Consider the following 16,426-nt stretch of genomic DNA (forward strand, 5'->3'; position numbering starts at 1 on the left):
CCGAAAGGGTAACGGCCTGGCCAGCCGCTGTAAGGCCTGTAGGGCAGCGGTGGGGCCCGCAGAGCATCTTCGACGCAAGTACGGGCTCACCGAATCCGAACGTGACGAGTTGATCGCCTCCCAAGGCGACGTCTGCTGTATCTGTCTATCCGCCCCCGCCGTGCATGTGGATCACTGCCACAAGACGGGTAGGGTCCGAGGCGTACTGTGCTTCAACTGCAATTCGGCCATCGGTCTGTTGAGGGACGACCCCGAGACGCTCAACCGAGCCGCCGACTACCTGGAAGGAAACGCGTGGAAGCCAACACTCGTAGCACCGGGCGTCTACCAGCTGCCTTCCTGACGCCTGGGTCCTCTTCGTTCATGGACTTTCTCGGTGAGCACCAGCCGGAGTTGCTGCCCGGCAGGCGGCAGTTGCCGCCGACGCAGGGGGTGATCGAGGCGCCGCACGGGACGACGATCGTGGCGGTGACGTTCCCCGGGGGCGTGGTGCTCGCCGGTGACCGTCGGGCCACGATGGGCAATGTGATCGCGCAGCGGGACATCGAGAAGGTGTTCCCGGCGGACGAGTACTCGGCCGTCGGTATCGCCGGCACCGCCGGTCTAGCCGTGGAGATGGTGAAGCTCTTCCAGCTGGAGCTGGAGCACTTCGAGAAGGTCGAGGGCGCCCAGCTGTCGCTGGAGGGCAAGGCGAACCGGCTGTCGACGATGATCAGGTCCAACCTGGGCATGGCCATGCAGGGGCTGGCCGTGGTCCCGCTGTTCGCCGGGTTCGACGTGGACCGGGAGAAGGGGCGGATCTTCTCGTACGACGTGACGGGCGGCCGTTCCGAGGAGCACCACTTCGCGGCCACGGGGTCCGGCTCGATCTTCGCGCGCGGTGCGATGAAGAAGCTGTTCCGTGACGACCTGTCCGAGGAGCAGGCGACCACACTGGTGGTGCAGGCTCTGTACGACGCGGCCGACGACGACTCCGCGACCGGTGGTCCGGATGTCGCCCGCCGGATCTACCCGATCATCACCGTGATCACCGACGGCGGTTTCCGCCGGCTCACCGACGACGAGTCCTCCGAGCTGGCCCGTGCGGTGCTGGCGCGCCGGCTGGAGGAGCCGGACGGTCCGCGCGCGGCGCTGCTGTAGGACGTCGGCGTTCTTATCAAGGTGATCCCAGTGACTTCGACGGAACCCTAAGGAAGGGGACGGATACCGGTGTCGACGCCGTTCTATGTCTCACCTCAGCAGGCGATGGCGGACCGTGCCGAGTACGCCCGCAAGGGCATCGCGCGTGGCCGCAGTCTGGTTGTGCTCCAGTACGCCGACGGCATCGTGTTCGTCGGTGAGAACCCGTCCCGTGCGCTGCACAAGTTCAGCGAGATCTATGACCGGATCGGTTTCGCGGCCGCCGGTAAGTACAACGAGTACGAGAATCTGCGGATCGGTGGGGTGCGGTACGCCGATCTGCGTGGTTACACCTATGACCGTGACGATGTGACGGCGCGGGGTCTTGCGAACGTGTACGCGCAGACGCTGGGCACGATCTTCTCGTCGGCGGCGGAGAAGCCGTACGAGGTGGAGCTGGTCGTGGCGGAGGTGGGGGAGACTCCGGAGGGTGACCAGATCTATCGGTTGCCGCATGATGGTTCGATCGTGGACGAGCACGGTTCGGTGGCGGTCGGTGGCAGTGCGGAGCAGATCAGTACGTATCTGGACCGTGAGCACCGGGAGGGTATGACCCTGGCGGAGGCTCTGAAGCTGGCTGTGACGGCGTTGTCGCGGGAGTCGAACGGTACGCAGCGGGAGATTCCGGCGGAGCGGCTGGAGGTCGCGGTGCTGGACCGGACGCGTCCGCAGCAGCGGAAGTTCAAGCGGATCGTCGGTCCGCAGTTGTCGCGGCTGCTGGAGTCGGGCGGTGCGGCCACGGCGGTGGAGGCTGACGAGGCCGAGGAGTCCGGCGGAGACGTCGAGTAGTCGTTCGTATCGGTCCCGCTCTGCGCGCCCCGTCCGGTGGTCACCGGACGGGGCGCGGGCGTTTGTGGTTGGGGGCTACGACGGCTGCGGGGGCGCTGTGGAGCCGCGTACGACCAGTTCGACGGGGATGTCTCCGTGTTCGGGTTCGCGGCCGTCGAGGACGGCGAGGAGGGCTTGCATGCCGCGTTCGCCGAAGAGTTCGGCGTCGAGGCGGACGGTGGTGAGTTCGGGGTCGATGGCGGTGGCGAGGGCGAGGTCGTCGAGGCCGGTGACGGAGATGTCGTCGGGGATGCGCAGGCCTTGGCGGCGGAGGGCTTTGTAGGCGCCGGCGGCGAGTTTGTCGTCGTCGCAGACGAGGGCGGTGGGGCGGGGGCCGGGTGCGGCGAGGGCGGTTTCGGTGGCGGTGTGGGCGTCCTCGATGGAGATCGGGGCGCGGACCGTGCGTACCGAGGTGCCGGGGACTCGCGCGGTGCGGGCGGCCAGTTCGCGTGCGCGTACTTCGAAGGTCCAGGAGGGGACGTCGGCGGCCAGGTGGAGGAAGTGGCGGTGGCCGAGGCCGAGGAGGTGGTCGGCGACCTGGCGTACGCCGTCGGCGATGTCGAGGTTGACGGTTGCGGCGCCGAGGCTGCCGTGGGGGTCGCTGTCGAGCATGACGAGGGGGAGTTGGTCGCCGCGGATGGCGGTGAGGGCGTCGGCTGCCATGGAGGAGGCGATGACGCCGTCGAGGGCGGCCTGGGCGGAGGCGAAGGGGTCGCGGGCGGGGCCGATGCCTTCGGGGGAGGGGTAGAGGACGACGCCGAAGCCGTGTGCGGAGGCGATGCGGGCGGCGCCGGTGTAGACGCCTGCGAAGAATTCGGTGGTGAGGGCGGGGACGACGAGGAGGACGGTGCGGGTGTGGCCGAGGCGGAGGTTGCGGGCGGCGAGGTTGGGGCGGTAGCCGAGGTCGCGGGCGGCTTCGCGGACGCGTTGGGCGGTGGTTTCGGAGACGCGGCCGCGCCATTTGTCGCCGAGCACGAGCGACACGGCTGCCTGGGAGACGCCGGCGGCTTGGGCGACGTCGCGGCTCGTGGGGCGCGTGCTGCTGGGTGGCACGGGGGGTGGGCTCCTTCGTCTGGACGTGTGAACAGCGCACATGGTACGTATGGGAGGCGAGGTTATACGTAAAACGTGGAGGTGGGACATGGCCGCGGGGTACCTGGAGATCCTCAGGGCGAGGCACGCGGCCCGGCTGCTGACGGGGACGCTGGTGGGACGGCTGCCGAACGCGACGGCCGCGATCGCGATCGTGCTGTTCGTGCGGGCGGAGGGCGGTACGTACAGCCTGGCGGGGGCGCTCGCGGCGGTGTACGGGGTGGCCAACGCGGTGGGGCAGCCGGTGCTGGGGCGGCTGGTGGACCTGTGCGGGCAGCCGCGGGTCCAGTTGCCCGCGGCGCTCGCGTCGGCCGTCGCGATGGCCGTGTTCGCCTTCGTGGGTACCGGGTCGCCGGCGGTCGCGTACGTGGCCGTGGCGGCGGCCGGGTTGTTCGCCCCGCCACTGGAGGGTGGTCTGCGAGCCCTGTGGCCGAGTGTCCTCGGTGCCGAGGAGCAGGTGCACACGGCGTATGCGATGGATGCGGTGGCGCAGGAAGTCATGTTCACGGTGGGGCCGTTGCTGGTGACGTTGTGCGTGTCGTTGTGGTCGGCGCAGGCGGCGCTGCTCGTCGTGAACGTGGTGGGGGTTCTGGGGGCGCTGTCGGTCGTGGTCTCGCCGCCGTCGAGGGCGTGGCGTTCGGCGCCGCGTGACGCGCACTGGCTGGGGGCGCTGCGTTCGTCCGGGCTGCTGGCGCTGCTGGCGGCGTTCCTGTTCGTGGGGATGGCGCTGGGTTCCATCACGGTGGCGTCGGTGCCGTACGCGGACGGCCACGGCGGTGACGCGGTGTACGGCTGGATGATGGCGGCTCTGGGGATGGGTGCGCTGCTGGGGGGCAGTGTCTACGGGGCGCGGCGGTGGGCGGGGGAGCCGGCGCGGCGACTGCGGGTGCTGGTGGCTCTTCTGGCGGTGTGTTATCTGCCGTTGATGCTGATGCCGGGAGCGTTGGCCATGGTGTTGCTCACGGTGTTGGCCGGGGTGTTCCTGGCGCCGGCGATCGCGTGTGCGTTCGTGCTGGTGGACCGGCATGCGCCGGTCGGTACGGTCACCGAGGCGTTCTCCTGGCTTGTGACGACGTTCACAGTGGGGGCGTCGGTGGGAACGGGCCTGGCGGGACCGGTGGTCGAGGCGGGCGGGGCCCTGTGGGGGTTCGCCGTGCCGGGTGCGGCGGGGGGTGTGTCGTTGCTGGTCCTGACGGTCACGGGGCGGGTCCTCGCAGCTCCCGGTGGGGGTGCGGTGGTTGCGGCCGGTTCGGAAAATGATCCAAATCGTGCTGCCGAACCCCGTTTCAGCTCAGGGGATCGGGCGTAATGTTCAGTCATGGACCGCCGCATTTTCGGGCTGGAGAACGAGTACGGCGTCACGTGCACGTTCAGGGGACAGCGCCGCCTGTCGCCTGACGAGGTGGCGCGGTACCTCTTCCGCCGTGTCGTGTCATGGGGCCGTAGCAGCAATGTCTTTCTGCGGAACGGCGCCCGGCTCTATCTCGACGTGGGCTCACATCCGGAATACGCGACACCCGAGTGTGACAATGTGACCGAACTGGTCACCCACGACAAGGCCGGCGAGCGCATTCTCGAAGGGCTGTTGGTGGACGCCGAACGACGCCTGCATGAGGAAGGAATCGCGGGCGACGTCTACCTTTTCAAGAACAACACGGACTCGGCGGGCAACTCCTACGGTTGCCACGAGAACTATCTGGTGGCGCGGCACGGGGAGTTCTCCCGGCTCGCGGACATCCTCATTCCGTTCCTGGTGACCCGGCAGCTGCTGTGCGGCGCCGGCAAGGTGCTGCAGACGCCGCGCGGTGCGGTGTACTGCGTGAGCCAGCGGGCGGAGCACATCTGGGAGGGCGTCTCCTCGGCGACGACGCGTTCCCGGCCGATCATCAACACGCGCGACGAGCCGCACGCGGACGCGGAGCGCTACCGCCGGCTGCATGTCATCGTCGGCGACTCGAACATGTCCGAGACGACGATGCTGCTGAAGGTCGGCGCCACCGACCTGGTGCTGCGCATGATCGAGGCGGGCACGGTGATGCGGGACCTGACCCTGGAGAACCCGATCCGGGCGATCCGCGAGGTCAGCCACGACATCACGGGCCGGCGCAAGGTGCGTCTGGCCAGCGGCCGGGAGGCCTCCGCCCTCGAGGTGCAGCGGGAGTACTACGAGAAGGCCGTGGACTTCTGCGAGCGCCGCGGTATCCGGACCGGCACGGTCGAGCAGGTGCTGGAGCTGTGGGGCCGGACGCTGGACGCGATCGAGGCCGAGGACCTGGACCGGATCGGCACCGAGATCGACTGGGTGATGAAGTACAAGCTCATCGAGCGGTACCGGGCCAAGCACAACATGACCATGTCGCATCCGCGCGTGGCGCAGATAGACCTCGCTTATCACGACATTCACCGTCGTCGGGGTCTGTATTACCTGCTGGAGAAGAAGGGTCAAGCCGCGCGGATCTGCAATGACTTGAAGATCTTCGAGGGCAAGTCGGTACCGCCGCAGACGACTCGGGCCCGGTTGCGCGGTGACTTCATCCGGCGGGCGCAGGAGCAGCGCCGGGACTTCACGGTCGACTGGGTGCATCTGAAGCTCAACGACCAGGCGCAGCGCACGGTGTTGTGCAAGGATCCGTTCCGTTCGGTCGACGACCGGGTGGAGAAGCTCATCGCCGGTATGTGAGAGATCGGCTCAGAACGCCACACGGGCGCCGTACGTTTTCCGTACGGCGCCCTTCTCACGTCGTAGAGTTGCGCGCACGCCATCCGCAAGATCGACCGATTACGAGGCTCTTCCGTGCGCCGACGCTCTCTTCTCCTTGCCGCTGTTCCCGCGGGGCTGGTCACGCTCGCCGGGTGTGGTGACAACTCGTCCTCCTCCAGCAAGGCCAGCGCCTCGCCGTCGGCCTCCGCCTCGGTGCCGCCGCCGAAGATCGTGGACGGGCCGTTGCCGGCGATCACGGCGGGCACGAAGTTCGACGAGAAGCCGACGGTCGCCAAGGGCAGCGGGGATCCGTCGAAGAACCTGGCGGTCAAGACGGTGATCGCGGGCGGTGGCAAGGCGGTCGCGGAGAACGACTTCATCCAGGCCAACTACCTGGGGCAGATCTGGTCGACGGCCAAGGTCTTCGACCAGTCGTACGACCGTACGCCGCTGCTGATGCAGCTGGCCGCGGGCAGCATCATCGACGGCTGGCGGTACGGGCTGGCCGGGAAGAAGGTCGGCAGCCGGGTGCTGATGGCCGTGCCGCCGACCTGGGGGTACGGCAGCGCGGGCAACTCGCAGGCGGGGATCAAGGGCACGGACACACTGGTGTTCGTGGTGGACATCCTGAACTCGTTCAACTCGAAGAGCTCCAGCACGGGCAAGGAGGTCGCGCAGAGCGACGCCGCGCTGCCGAAGATCGGCACGAACACGGACGGCAAGGCCCCGTCGATCGACATCCCGAAGGCGGACCCGCCGAAGAAGCTGGTGTCGAACTACGTGCTGGAGGGCGACGGCCCGGCGGTGCAGTCGGCGCAGACCATCCTGTGCCAGTTCAAGGGCGAGGTCTGGGAGAGCGGCAAGGCCTTCGAGCAGACGTACGAGACCGGGCGGCTGGCCCAGTTCTCGATCGCGCAGATGCAGGAGGTTCTCAAGGGGCTGGCGCAGGGGATCACCGGCAAGAAGGTGGGCAGCCGGATCCTGGTCGTCACGCCGCCGGACCTGGCCTACGGGAACAACCCGCCGAGCGGCGGCGTGGTGAAGAAGGGTTCGACGCTGGTGTTCACGGTGGACATTCTTGCGGCGATGTAGTCGCGCGGGCGTGACCCGGGCGGGGATGAAAGACTGTCCGGGTTCAGTGTCGTACACAAGCAGGAGCCCTAGACGTGAGCATCGACAAGCCCGAGATCGACTTCCCCGAGGGCGAGGCCCCGGCCGACCTGGAGATCAAGGACATCTGGGAGGGTGACGGCGAGGTGGCCCAGGCGGGTCAGACCGTCACCGTGCACTACGTGGGTGTCGCGTTCAGCACCGGTGAGGAGTTCGACGCCAGCTGGAACCGGGGCGCGCCGTTCCGCTTCCCGCTGGGCGGTGGCCGGGTCATCAAGGGCTGGGACCAGGGTGTGCAGGGCATGAAGGTCGGCGGGCGTCGCCAGCTGACCATCCCGGCCCACCTCGCCTACGGCGACCAGAGCCCGACACCGGCGATCAAGCCCGGCGAGACGCTGATCTTCGTCGTGGACCTGATCGCGGTCTGATTCCCCGCCCCGCCCCGGCCCGGCGCCCTCGGGCGCCGACCGGTCGTGGCCGGAAACCGGCTGGACGAGGGCCCGTGCCGTGCGCGCGGGCCCTCGGTGTTTGTCGGGTCGTGTCCGTTTCGGACCTCGTCATTTGTACTGGCTTTTGCCGTGACACTCCGGAGCGGTACGGTCATCGGTCAGAAGCACCATAAGGAAGGCGAAGGGCGTCGATGGCCATTGCCAAGGCCGAGCGGCTGATGAACCTGGCGCTGTGCCTGCTGGGGACGCGGCGGCCGCTCAGCAAGCGTGAGCTGCGGGACTCCATCGAGGCGTACGTCGAGGCCTCCGGGCCGGGCAGGGGTGCGGCGGGCAGCGACGACTCCTTCAGCCGGATGTTCGAGCGCGACAAGGACGACCTCCGCGAACTCGGGCTGGTGATCGAGACCGTCGAGAACCTGGACGGCGAGGTCGGCTACCTGGCGCGCCGTGACAGCAACCGCCTGCCGCCCATCACCCTGGACGCCGAGGAGGCCGCCGCCCTCGGTCTCGCCGCCAAGGTCTGGCAGCAGGCCCGGCTCGCCGGCGCCGCCAGCGGCGCCCTGCAGAAGCTGCGCGCGGCCGGGCTGCCCGAGGACGTCGACCCGTACGAGGCGCACGGCGCCCTGGAGCCGCGCATCCCGGTGCACGAGGCCGCCTTCGAGCCGCTGATGCTGGCCTGCCGGGACCGCCGCCCGGTCGTCTTCGACTACCGCAAGGCCACCGCCGCCCACCCCGGGACCAGGAACGTGGAGCCCTGGGCCCTGGAGTGCTGGCGCGGCCACTGGTACCTGGCGGGCTGGGACCGTGACCGGGGCGCCGAGCGGGTGTTCCGGCTGTCCCGGATCACCGGGAAGGTCCGCTCCCGGGGCACCGCCTTCACCGCGCCGGTCCCGGACGTCGTCACCGTCCGCGAGACCGTGGCGAGCTGGGCCGGTGAGATCGCGGACCGCTCCGCGCTGATCCGGCTGCGCTCCGGGTCCGGGTACCCCCTTCGGGCGAAGGCCACCGCGGTGCGGGAACTCGGAGACGGGTGGGACGAGTTGGAGATTCCGTACGGGCACGGGCTGGACGCCTGGCTGGTGGAGTTCGGGCCGGACGTGATGGTCCTGGAGCCGGCCGAGCTGCGGGCGGACGTCGTGGACCGGCTGCGTGCCGTGGCCAAGGGCTGAGGGGGAGCGGAGCAAGGCAGTGGCAGGCAAACCGGTCAGGCCCGTGAACGCCATCGACCAGACCCGGCGGATGCTCTCCCTGGTGACCTACCTGCGCGAGCGCCCCGGCGCCCGGATCGCGGACGTGGCGCGCGCCTTCGGTATCACCGAGGACGAGCTGGTCTCCGACCTCGACGTGCTGCCCATGTGCGGCACCAGCTTCCGGGGCGGCGATCTGCTGGACATCGACACCGACGGTGAGCGGATCTGGTGGCACAACGCGGCCGCGCTCGGCGAGGAGGCCGCCGAACCGCTCAGGCTCGCCGCCGACGAGGCGACCGCCCTCCTGGTCGCCGCCCGCGCGGTGGCCACCCTGCCCGGCTTGCGCGAGGGCGACCGGCAGGCGCTGCTGCGGGCCACCGCCAAGGTGGAGACCGCGGCCGGCGAGGCGGGCGACGCCAGCGCCCGGCTGTCGGTGACCTTCGAGTCCGAGGGCGGGGTCTTCGCCGACGTCGACCGGGCGATCGCCGAGCGCCGCCGGCTGTGGATCCGCTACTACTCACCGGCCCGCGACGAGGTCACCGAGCGCGAGATCGACCCCATCCGCCTGGTCAGCGTCGGCCACACCTATGTGGAGGCCTGGTGCCGCCGCTCCGAGGCCCGGCGTACCTTCCGCCTCGACCGGGTGGCGGAGATCAAGATCCTGGACGAGCCGTCCGCGCCCCCCGAGATCGAGCTGCGCGACCTGTCCGAGGCGCTGGTGCAGCCGGCCGCCGAGGACCCCGAGGTGGTCGTCGAGGTCGGCCCGGGCGGCCGCTGGGTCGCCGAGTACTACCCGCACGACAGCGCGGATGAGCTTCCCGACGGCGGGCTGCGTATCACCCTGCGCACCCCCGATCCGGCCTCCCTGCGCCGGCTGGCGCTCAGGCTCGGCGGCGACGGCCGGATCGTGTCACCGCCCGAGCTGGCCGAGGCCGCCCGCCGGGCGGCCCGCGAGGCACTGGCGGCGTACGACCACGTCGGGCACGGCGACGAGGAAGGGCATGAGTGAGCCGGAGTGGCGCGCCGGTGTCGAGGGGGTGACCGCGCGGCGGCCCGCACGGTCGAGCACGGTCGCCCCCCTCGACACCGGCCGAGGCGCGCCGAAGGCGAACGATCAAGAAGGAGGGGCGAGGGTTTTGAACGAGTCATCGGGGGTTCTGGACGAGTCTTCGGGTTCCGGTGGCGCGGGCGCGCGGGAGATGACGGTCGCGGCCGCCTTCGCCGGGATGAGAAGAGTGGTCCCCGTGGTGTTCAGAGCCGGCTGCCCGGACTGCCGGGGCAGTTTCGAGCTCACCGCGAGCGCCCTGCGCCTGGCCATCGGAGCCACCAGCAAGACGACGTTCTACTCGTTCACCTGCCCCGACTGCGGGGCCGCCGTCCGCAAGCCCGCCGGCGAGCGGATCGTCGAACTGCTCACCGGCGGCGGGGTCCGCACCCTGCGGCTGCACCCCACCGTCTAGGCTCGCCCCATGTTCTGGGCGATGGTCGCGGTAGCTGTGGGTTTCGTGGGTCTCGCCGTGCTCGGCGTGCTCGCCGTCCGGGTCTTCCTGGAGGCGCGGCGGCTGGGCGCGCAGGTCGCGGACTCGGCACGGCGCATCAACCGGGCCGCGGAGGACCTGGAGCGGGCGGCCGAGAGCGCCGCCCGCACTGTCGACGCACTGTGACGCCCGCTGTGGAAGCGATGTGAGTAGTGGGCCATAAGCGGTTTGCGTCACTTCGCCCTGTCACGGTGCCCGCAGGGAAAGGTACGCTGCTGACGCGGCACGGAGAACGAGGCCCGTTCCGCGGACCGGGAGTACGCACGGGGATTGCCTCACGTTTACCCCTGAGCGTTACGATCGCTGAGAGCACGATCACTCGGACGCATGTCCGACGGATCGGACAGCATCCCACCCAGCCGCCTCGGTGAGAAGGTAAAGACTTATGTTCGGAAGGCTCGGCGCCCCCGAGATCATTCTCATCCTCGTCGTCGTCATCCTGCTGTTCGGCGCGAAGAAGCTTCCCGACATGGCGCGCTCGCTCGGCAAGTCCGCTCGCATCCTCAAGAGCGAGGCCAAGGCGATGAAGGAAGACGGCAACACCACGACCTCCGCCCAGGCCCCCGCCTCCGGTGAGCAGTCCCAGGCCCAGCGCACCATCCAGGCGGCCCCCGGCGACGTGACCAGCGCCCGCCCGGTCAACGAGCCGTCGGACACCACCCAGCGCTGACGCAAGGCCGGTAGCCCCCGGCCTGCCGCACGAGATGAGGACGTGGGTTGCCAAAGTCTGCCCGCAATCAGGAGAAGGATCCCGAGGGGCGGATGCCTCTCGCGGATCACCTTCGTGAGCTCCGCAACCGGCTCGCGAAGGCCATGCTGGCCATCATCGTCATCACGGTGGTCGCCGCCTTCTTCTACAACAACATCATCGACTTCCTCACCAAGCCGATCCTCGACTCGGTCGGTTGCCACCACACCTTCTCGGAGATGAACACGACGAAAGGTGACGAGCAGTGCGCGCAGATCACCATCAACGGTCTGCTCGCGCCCTTCACCCTCGCCCTCCAGGTCTCCCTGATGGCGGGTGTGGTGTTCGCCTCGCCGGTCTGGCTGTACCAGCTGTGGGCCTTCGTCGCCCCCGGTCTGCACCGGCACGAGAAGAAGTACGCCTACGCGTTCGTCGGCACCGGCGTCCCGCTCTTCTTCGGCGGCGCCTTCTTCGCCTACAAGGTCCTGCCGACCACCGCGAAGGTGCTCATCGGCTTCACCCCGCACGGCGTGAGCAACCTGCTGCCGCTCGACGACCTGCTGCAGCTGGTCACCCGCATGGTGATCGTCTTCGGTCTCTCCTTCGAGCTGCCGCTGCTCCTGGTGTTCCTCAATCTCACCGGAATCATCACCGGCAGGCGCATGCTCGGCTGGTGGCGGGCCATGATCCTCGGCATCACGATCTTCGCGGCCGTGGCCACCCCGAGCACCGACCCGCTCTCCATGCTGGCGCTCGCCGGACCGATCTGGGTGCTGTACTTCGGCGCGGTCGCGTTCTCCCTCCTCAACGACCGGCGCAGGCGCCGCCGCGACGACGACGGCCTCGACGACGACGAGGCCTCCGACCTCGACCTCACCCCCGAGGACATCGGCGAGATCGAGACCGTCTCCGCCAGCCGCGCGCTGCCCGAGGGCCCGGACCGGGTCAACGGATACGACGACGTGACCTGACACAGGGCGACCACAGCCACCGGAGGTGCCCGCGTCCCACGACGCGGGCACCTCTTTGTTGTCCGTTGTCCCATGTTCCGGATAATGATCGTCCTGTTGTCAGTGGGGACCGGTACGCTCGAAAGCACGATGACAGAGGACCTCTCACCGGCCGAGCGGTATGCGGCGGCCCGCAAGCGGGCCGCCGAGCAGGCCACCGCGCTCGCGTCGTTCCGCGAGATGTACGACTTCGGCCTCGACCCCTTCCAGATCGAGGCCTGCCAGGCGCTCGAAGCCGGAAAGGGCGTACTGGTGGCCGCCCCCACCGGCTCCGGCAAGACGATCGTCGGCGAGTTCGCCGTCCACCTCGCCCTCATGCAGGGCAAGAAGTGCTTCTACACGACACCCATCAAGGCACTGTCGAACCAGAAGTACGCCGACCTCTGCCGCCGCTACGGCGACGGCATGGTCGGTCTCCTCACCGGCGACAACAGCATCAACCCGGACGCCGCCGTGGTCGTCATGACCACCGAGGTCCTGCGGAACATGCTGTACGCGGGCTCCCAGACCCTCATCGGCCTCGGCTACGTGGTCATGGACGAGGTCCACTACCTCTCCGACCGCTTCCGCGGCGCCGTCTGGGAAGAGGTGATCATCCACCTCCCGGAGTCCGTGACCCTGGTCTCCCTGTCGGCCACCGTCTCCAACGCCGAGGAGTTCGGCGACTGGCTCGACACCGTCCGCGGCGACACCGAGGTCATCGTCTCCGAGCACCGGCCCGTCCCGCTGTTCCAGCACGTGCTCGCCGGACGCCGGATGTACGACCTGTTCGAGGAGGGCGAGGGCCACAAGAAGGCCGTCAACCCCGACCTCGCCCGGCTGGCCCGCATGGAGGCACAGCGTCCGTCGTACCAGGACCGCAGACGCGGCCGCGCCATGCGCGAGGCCGACCGGGAGCGGGAGCGCCGGCAGCGGTCCCGGGTGTGGACACCGGGCCGCCCCGAGGTCATCGAACGGCTCGACAGCGAGGGCCTGCTGCCCGCCATCACCTTCATCTTCAGCCGCGCCGCCTGCGAAGCCGCCGTCCAGCAGTGCCTGTACGCCGGCCTCCGGCTCAACGACGACGAGGCACGGGAAAAGGTGCGCGCCCTCGTCGAGGAGCGGACCTCCTCCATCCCGCCGGAGGACCTGCACGTCCTCGGCTACTACGAGTGGCTCGAAGGCCTGGAGCGCGGTATCGCCGCCCACCACGCCGGCATGCTCCCGACCTTCAAGGAGGTCGTCGAGGAACTCTTCGTACGCGGCCTGGTGAAGGCCGTGTTCGCCACCGAGACCCTCGCGCTCGGCATCAACATGCCCGCCCGCTCGGTGGTGTTGGAGAAGCTCGTCAAGTGGAACGGCGAGCAGCACGCCGACATCACCCCGGGCGAGTACACCCAGCTGACCGGCCGTGCGGGCCGCCGCGGCATCGACGTCGAGGGCCACGCGGTGGTGCTCTGGCAGCGCGGCATGAGCCCCGAGCACCTCGCCGGGCTCGCCGGCACCCGCACCTATCCGTTGCGGTCCAGCTTCAAGCCGTCGTACAACATGGCGGTCAACCTGGTCGAGCAGTTCGGGCGGCACCGCTCGCGGGAGTTGCTCGAGACGTCGTTCGCGCAGTTCCAGGCCGACAAGTCGGTCGTCGGGATCTCCCGCCAGGTCCAGCGCAACGAAGAAGGGCTCGCCGGCTACAAGGAGTCCATGACCTGCCACCTCGGCGACTTCGAGGAGTACGCGCGCCTGCGGCGGGAGCTGAAGGACCGCGAGACCGAACTGGCCCGGCAGGGCGCCTCCCAGCGGCGCGCCGAGGCGGCCGTCGCCCTGGAGAAGCTCAAACCGGGCGACGTCATCCACGTCCCGACCGGCAAGTACGCCGGCCTCGCGCTGGTGCTGGACCCCGGGCTGCCCGCCGGGCGGTCCAACGGCCACCGCGGCTTCGAACAGCACGACGGGCCACGGCCGTTGGTGCTCACGGCCGAGCGGCAGGTCAAGCGGCTCGCCTCCATCGACTTCCCGGTGCCGGTCGAGGCGCTGGAGCGGATGCGGATCCCCAAGTCCTTCAACCCCCGCTCCCCGCAGTCCCGTCGGGACCTCGCCTCCGCGCTGCGCACCAAGGCCGGGCACATCCCGCCGGAGCGGGCCCGCAAGAAGCGGTCACAGGCGGCCGACGACCGCGAGATCGCCCGGCTGCGCACCGCGATCCGCGCGCACCCCTGCCACGGCTGCAACGACCGCGAGGACCATGCCCGTTGGGCCGAGCGCTACCACCGGCTGATCCGGGACACCTCGCAGCTGGAGCGGCGCATCGAGGGCCGGACCAACACCATCGCCCGGACCTTCGACCGGATCGTGGCGCTCCTGACCGAGCTGGACTACCTGCGCGGCGACGAGGTCACCGAACACGGCAAGCGGCTCGCCCGCCTCTACGGCGAACTCGACCTGCTCGCCAGCGAATGCCTGCGGGCCGGCGTCTGGGAGGGCCTCGGCCCCGCCGAACTCGCCGCGTGCGTCTCGGCGCTGGTGTACGAGGCCCGGGTCGGCGACGACGCCATGGCGCCCAAGCTGCCCTCCGGCAAGGCCAAGGCCGCGCTCGGCGAGATGGTGCGGATCTGGGGGCGCCTCGACGCCCTTGAGGAGGACTTCCGGATCAACCAGACCGAGGGCGTCGGACAGCGCGAGCCGGACCTCGGCTTCGCCTGGGCCGCCTACATGTGGGCGTCCGGGATGGGCCTGGACGAGGTGCTGCGGGAGGCGGAGATGCCGGCCGGCGACTTCGTCCGCTGGTGCAAGCAGGTCATCGACGTGCTGGGGCAGATCTCGGCGGCTTCTCCTGTGGAGGGCTCGACCGTGGGGAAGGCTGCGCGCAAGGCGGTTGATCTTGTGCTGCGGGGGGTTGTGGCCTACTCGTCGGTTGGGTGACGGATTCGTTGGCGGGTGCGGGTGCGGTGTGGCTGGTCGCGCAGTTCCCCGCGCCCCTGACGGGGCGCTTTTCCTAGGCCTCTTTCAAGAAGGCTCGCCAGCTTCCGTGGTGGGTGATGTCTTCGGCGTCTACGAGCGCGCTCGGTTCGCACAGGAAGCCGGGGACGCTGGTGCCGTCCGCCAGTTCCACGGTGCCCAGCGTCATCGGGCGGGGGATCGTCGCGAGCAGGCGGCCCAGGCCCTCCGGGGGAAGGGTCCACACCTCCGTCTCGATGGCCGCGCCACCCCCGCCGACATGGACCAGACCCGGTTTCGGTGGGCTCGTCCGGAGGGCGTGGCAGCGGTACGCGGGTGCCGTCGTCGTCGTGCGGTCCAGTACCGCCCCCAGCGCCAGGAGCTGCGGGTTCAGGGGCTGGCCCGTCAGGTGGGCGCCGACCACCGCGAGGCTCACCCTCGGTTCCAGGGCGCGGGCGATCGTGGCGAGGCGGGTGTCCGTGAACGCCGGGCCGATCAGCATCACGCCGAACGGCAGGCCGTCCACCTCGCCCGCCGGGACCGCCAGCGCCGCCAGGTCGAAGAGGTTCGTGGAGTTGGTGAAGCGGCCCAGGCGGGCGTTGGCGCCCAGCGGGTCGGAGGCCACCTCGGCGAGGGTGGGATGGCCGGGGGCGGTGGGCAGCAGCAGGGCGTCCGCGTCGGCGAGTTCGGCCAGGGCGCGGGTGCGCAGGTCCGCCAGGCGGTCCTGGTCGGTGAAGAGCCGGTGGGCCGGGATGTCGCGGGCCCGGGTGATGATGCCGGCGACGGTGGGGTCGAGGCCCTCGCCGCCGGATGAGATCAACTTGTCGATAAAAGGACCCACCGCCGTGTAGCGCTCGGCCACGAACGCGCCCTCGTAGAGCATCGCCGCCGCCTCGGTGAACGGGGTCAGGTCGAGCGGGCGGACCGAGGCGCCCGCGGCCCTCAGACGGTCCACCGCCTCCGCGTAGGCCTCCGCCCAGCCCTCGTCCAGCTCGCCGAGCTGGGAGAGCGGCGGGACCGCGATCCGCCAGGGGCCCGGGGCCCGCTGGGGGAGCGGCGGGAGCGTGCGGTCCGGTGGGGCCGCCATGTACGACAGGGCCTGCTCCGCCTCCGCGAGGGTGCGGGCGAACACCGTCACGCAGTCGACGGACGCGCAGGCCGGGACGACACCGGCCGTCGGGACGAGGCCGCGGGTGGGTTTCAGGCCGACGATGCCGTTGAAGGCGGCCGGGACCCGGCCCGAGCCGGCGGTGTCCGTGCCGAGGGCGAGGTCGACGATGCCGAGGGCCACGGCGACGGCCGAGCCGGAGCTGGAGCCGCCGCTGATCCGGAGGGGGTCGATCGCGTTGCGGACCGCGCCGTGCGGGGAGCGGGTACCGACCAGGCCGGTCGCGAACTGGTCGAGGTTGGTGGTGCCGAGGGCGAGTGCGCCGGCCGCGCGCAGGCGGGCCACCACGGGGGCGTCGGCCTGCGGTTCGTACGCGTACGCCGGGCAGCCCGCCGTCGTGGGCAGCCCGTGCACGTCGATGTTGCCCTTGGCGGCGAACAGGCGGCCCGCCAGGGGGAGGTGTTCCCCCGCGGCCACCCGCTCGTCGATCGCACGGGCCTCCGCCTCGGCTTCCTCCCGCGGGCGCAGGTCGATCCAGATCTCGGGCCGGTCGACGGCCTCGATGCGTGCGTAGGCGGCACGGACCCGGGAGACGGTGCTGGACATGGTCTTGCTCCTGT

At 70.1% G+C, this 16,426-nt stretch carries 16 protein-coding genes; 14 read left to right on the top strand and 2 right to left on the bottom strand.

The genetic code is table 11. The features are described 5' to 3' along the window. Positions 1-49: 49 nt before the first annotated feature. The 3 genes from ACZ4UV_RS43295 to prcA all read left to right on the top strand — a co-directional run bounded on the left by ACZ4UV_RS43295 (position 50) and on the right by prcA (position 1,968). A complete protein-coding gene (locus ACZ4UV_RS43295; RefSeq protein WP_351490207.1) occupies positions 50-343 on the top strand; it encodes an endonuclease VII domain-containing protein in 294 nt (97 codons plus the stop codon). After that, entirely contained in the window at positions 295-1,140 is an 846-nt protein-coding gene (gene prcB / locus ACZ4UV_RS43300; protein WP_451017783.1) for a proteasome subunit beta, read from the top strand. Before ACZ4UV_RS43295 ends, prcB begins: the two co-directional genes overlap by 49 nt. A gap of 69 nt (positions 1,141-1,209) precedes the next feature. Next, the gene (prcA, locus tag ACZ4UV_RS43305; RefSeq protein ID WP_451017782.1) at positions 1,210-1,968 is read left to right on the top strand and encodes a proteasome subunit alpha; all 759 of its coding nucleotides are present in this window, start codon (positions 1,210-1,212) and stop codon (positions 1,966-1,968) included. A gap of 75 nt (positions 1,969-2,043) precedes the next feature. Here the strand turns inward: prcA and ACZ4UV_RS43310 are convergent, their stop codons facing one another. Then, complete coding sequence (locus tag ACZ4UV_RS43310; RefSeq protein WP_451017781.1) at positions 2,044-3,060, bottom strand: LacI family DNA-binding transcriptional regulator; 1,017 nt, start codon at positions 3,058-3,060, stop codon at positions 2,044-2,046. 88 nt (positions 3,061-3,148) lie between these two features. On the opposite strand from ACZ4UV_RS43310, the gene ACZ4UV_RS43315 reads away from it, so the two are divergent. The 11 genes from ACZ4UV_RS43315 (at position 3,149) to ACZ4UV_RS43365 (ending at position 14,683) form a co-directional block, all read left to right on the top strand. Beyond that, the gene (locus ACZ4UV_RS43315) at positions 3,149-4,408 is read left to right on the top strand and encodes an MFS transporter (protein ID WP_451017780.1); all 1,260 of its coding nucleotides are present in this window, start codon (positions 3,149-3,151) and stop codon (positions 4,406-4,408) included. 9 nt (positions 4,409-4,417) lie between these two features. Further along, on the top strand, positions 4,418-5,779 hold the full coding sequence (gene pafA / locus ACZ4UV_RS43320; RefSeq protein WP_028801611.1) for a Pup--protein ligase: 1,362 nt from the start codon (positions 4,418-4,420) through the stop codon (positions 5,777-5,779). A gap of 114 nt (positions 5,780-5,893) precedes the next feature. Then, positions 5,894-6,892 (top strand): FKBP-type peptidyl-prolyl cis-trans isomerase, encoded by a 999-nt coding sequence (locus ACZ4UV_RS43325; RefSeq protein ID WP_390046207.1) that lies wholly within the window; start codon positions 5,894-5,896, stop codon positions 6,890-6,892. A gap of 74 nt (positions 6,893-6,966) precedes the next feature. After that, on the top strand, positions 6,967-7,338 hold the full coding sequence (locus ACZ4UV_RS43330) for an FKBP-type peptidyl-prolyl cis-trans isomerase (RefSeq protein ID WP_351490214.1): 372 nt from the start codon (positions 6,967-6,969) through the stop codon (positions 7,336-7,338). A 212-nt stretch (positions 7,339-7,550) separates the two neighbouring features. Continuing rightward, positions 7,551-8,528, top strand: a complete 978-nt coding sequence (locus tag ACZ4UV_RS43335) for a helix-turn-helix transcriptional regulator (protein WP_451017778.1) — start codon at positions 7,551-7,553, stop codon at positions 8,526-8,528. Positions 8,529-8,547: 19 nt separating this feature from the next. Further along, positions 8,548-9,558, top strand: coding sequence for a helix-turn-helix transcriptional regulator (locus ACZ4UV_RS43340; protein ID WP_351490218.1), 1,011 nt, complete (start codon positions 8,548-8,550; stop codon positions 9,556-9,558). A 190-nt stretch (positions 9,559-9,748) separates the two neighbouring features. Then, positions 9,749-10,009 (top strand): CpXC domain-containing protein, encoded by a 261-nt coding sequence (locus ACZ4UV_RS43345; RefSeq protein WP_351490293.1) that lies wholly within the window; start codon positions 9,749-9,751, stop codon positions 10,007-10,009. Between the two features lie 9 nt (positions 10,010-10,018). Next, the gene (locus tag ACZ4UV_RS43350; RefSeq protein WP_294002768.1) at positions 10,019-10,213 is read left to right on the top strand and encodes a hypothetical protein; all 195 of its coding nucleotides are present in this window, start codon (positions 10,019-10,021) and stop codon (positions 10,211-10,213) included. Between the two features lie 259 nt (positions 10,214-10,472). Then, positions 10,473-10,757 carry a Sec-independent protein translocase subunit TatA gene (gene tatA / locus ACZ4UV_RS43355; RefSeq protein WP_181806521.1) on the top strand — a complete coding sequence of 95 codons (285 nt, stop codon included), beginning with the start codon at positions 10,473-10,475 and terminating at the stop codon, positions 10,755-10,757. 47 nt (positions 10,758-10,804) lie between these two features. Then, positions 10,805-11,746, top strand: coding sequence for a twin-arginine translocase subunit TatC (gene tatC / locus ACZ4UV_RS43360; RefSeq protein WP_451017208.1), 942 nt, complete (start codon positions 10,805-10,807; stop codon positions 11,744-11,746). A gap of 84 nt (positions 11,747-11,830) precedes the next feature. Beyond that, positions 11,831-14,683, top strand: coding sequence for a DEAD/DEAH box helicase (locus ACZ4UV_RS43365; RefSeq protein ID WP_390046214.1), 2,853 nt, complete (start codon positions 11,831-11,833; stop codon positions 14,681-14,683). 73 nt (positions 14,684-14,756) lie between these two features. Here ACZ4UV_RS43365 and atzF read toward each other — a convergent pair whose 3' ends face one another. Beyond that, a complete protein-coding gene (gene atzF / locus ACZ4UV_RS43370; protein WP_467845869.1) occupies positions 14,757-16,412 on the bottom strand; it encodes an allophanate hydrolase in 1,656 nt (551 codons plus the stop codon). Positions 16,413-16,426: the final 14 nt, after the last annotated feature.

This window comes from Streptomyces sp. NPDC028289 (assembly GCF_055565975.1).

Coding starts and splice junctions, on each gene's coding strand:
- ACZ4UV_RS43315 (WP_451017780.1), top strand. CDS start 3,149: ATGGCCGCGGGGTACCTGGAGATCCTCAGGGCGAGGCACGCGGCCCGG.
- ACZ4UV_RS43335 (WP_451017778.1), top strand. CDS start 7,551: ATGGCCATTGCCAAGGCCGAGCGGCTGATGAACCTGGCGCTGTGCCTG.
- tatA (WP_181806521.1), top strand. CDS start 10,473: ATGTTCGGAAGGCTCGGCGCCCCCGAGATCATTCTCATCCTCGTCGTC.
- ACZ4UV_RS43350 (WP_294002768.1), top strand. CDS start 10,019: ATGTTCTGGGCGATGGTCGCGGTAGCTGTGGGTTTCGTGGGTCTCGCC.
- ACZ4UV_RS43345 (WP_351490293.1), top strand. CDS start 9,749: ATGACGGTCGCGGCCGCCTTCGCCGGGATGAGAAGAGTGGTCCCCGTG.
- atzF (WP_467845869.1), bottom strand. CDS start 16,412: ATGTCCAGCACCGTCTCCCGGGTCCGTGCCGCCTACGCACGCATCGAG.
- ACZ4UV_RS43365 (WP_390046214.1), top strand. CDS start 11,831: ATGATCGTCCTGTTGTCAGTGGGGACCGGTACGCTCGAAAGCACGATG.
- pafA (WP_028801611.1), top strand. CDS start 4,418: ATGGACCGCCGCATTTTCGGGCTGGAGAACGAGTACGGCGTCACGTGC.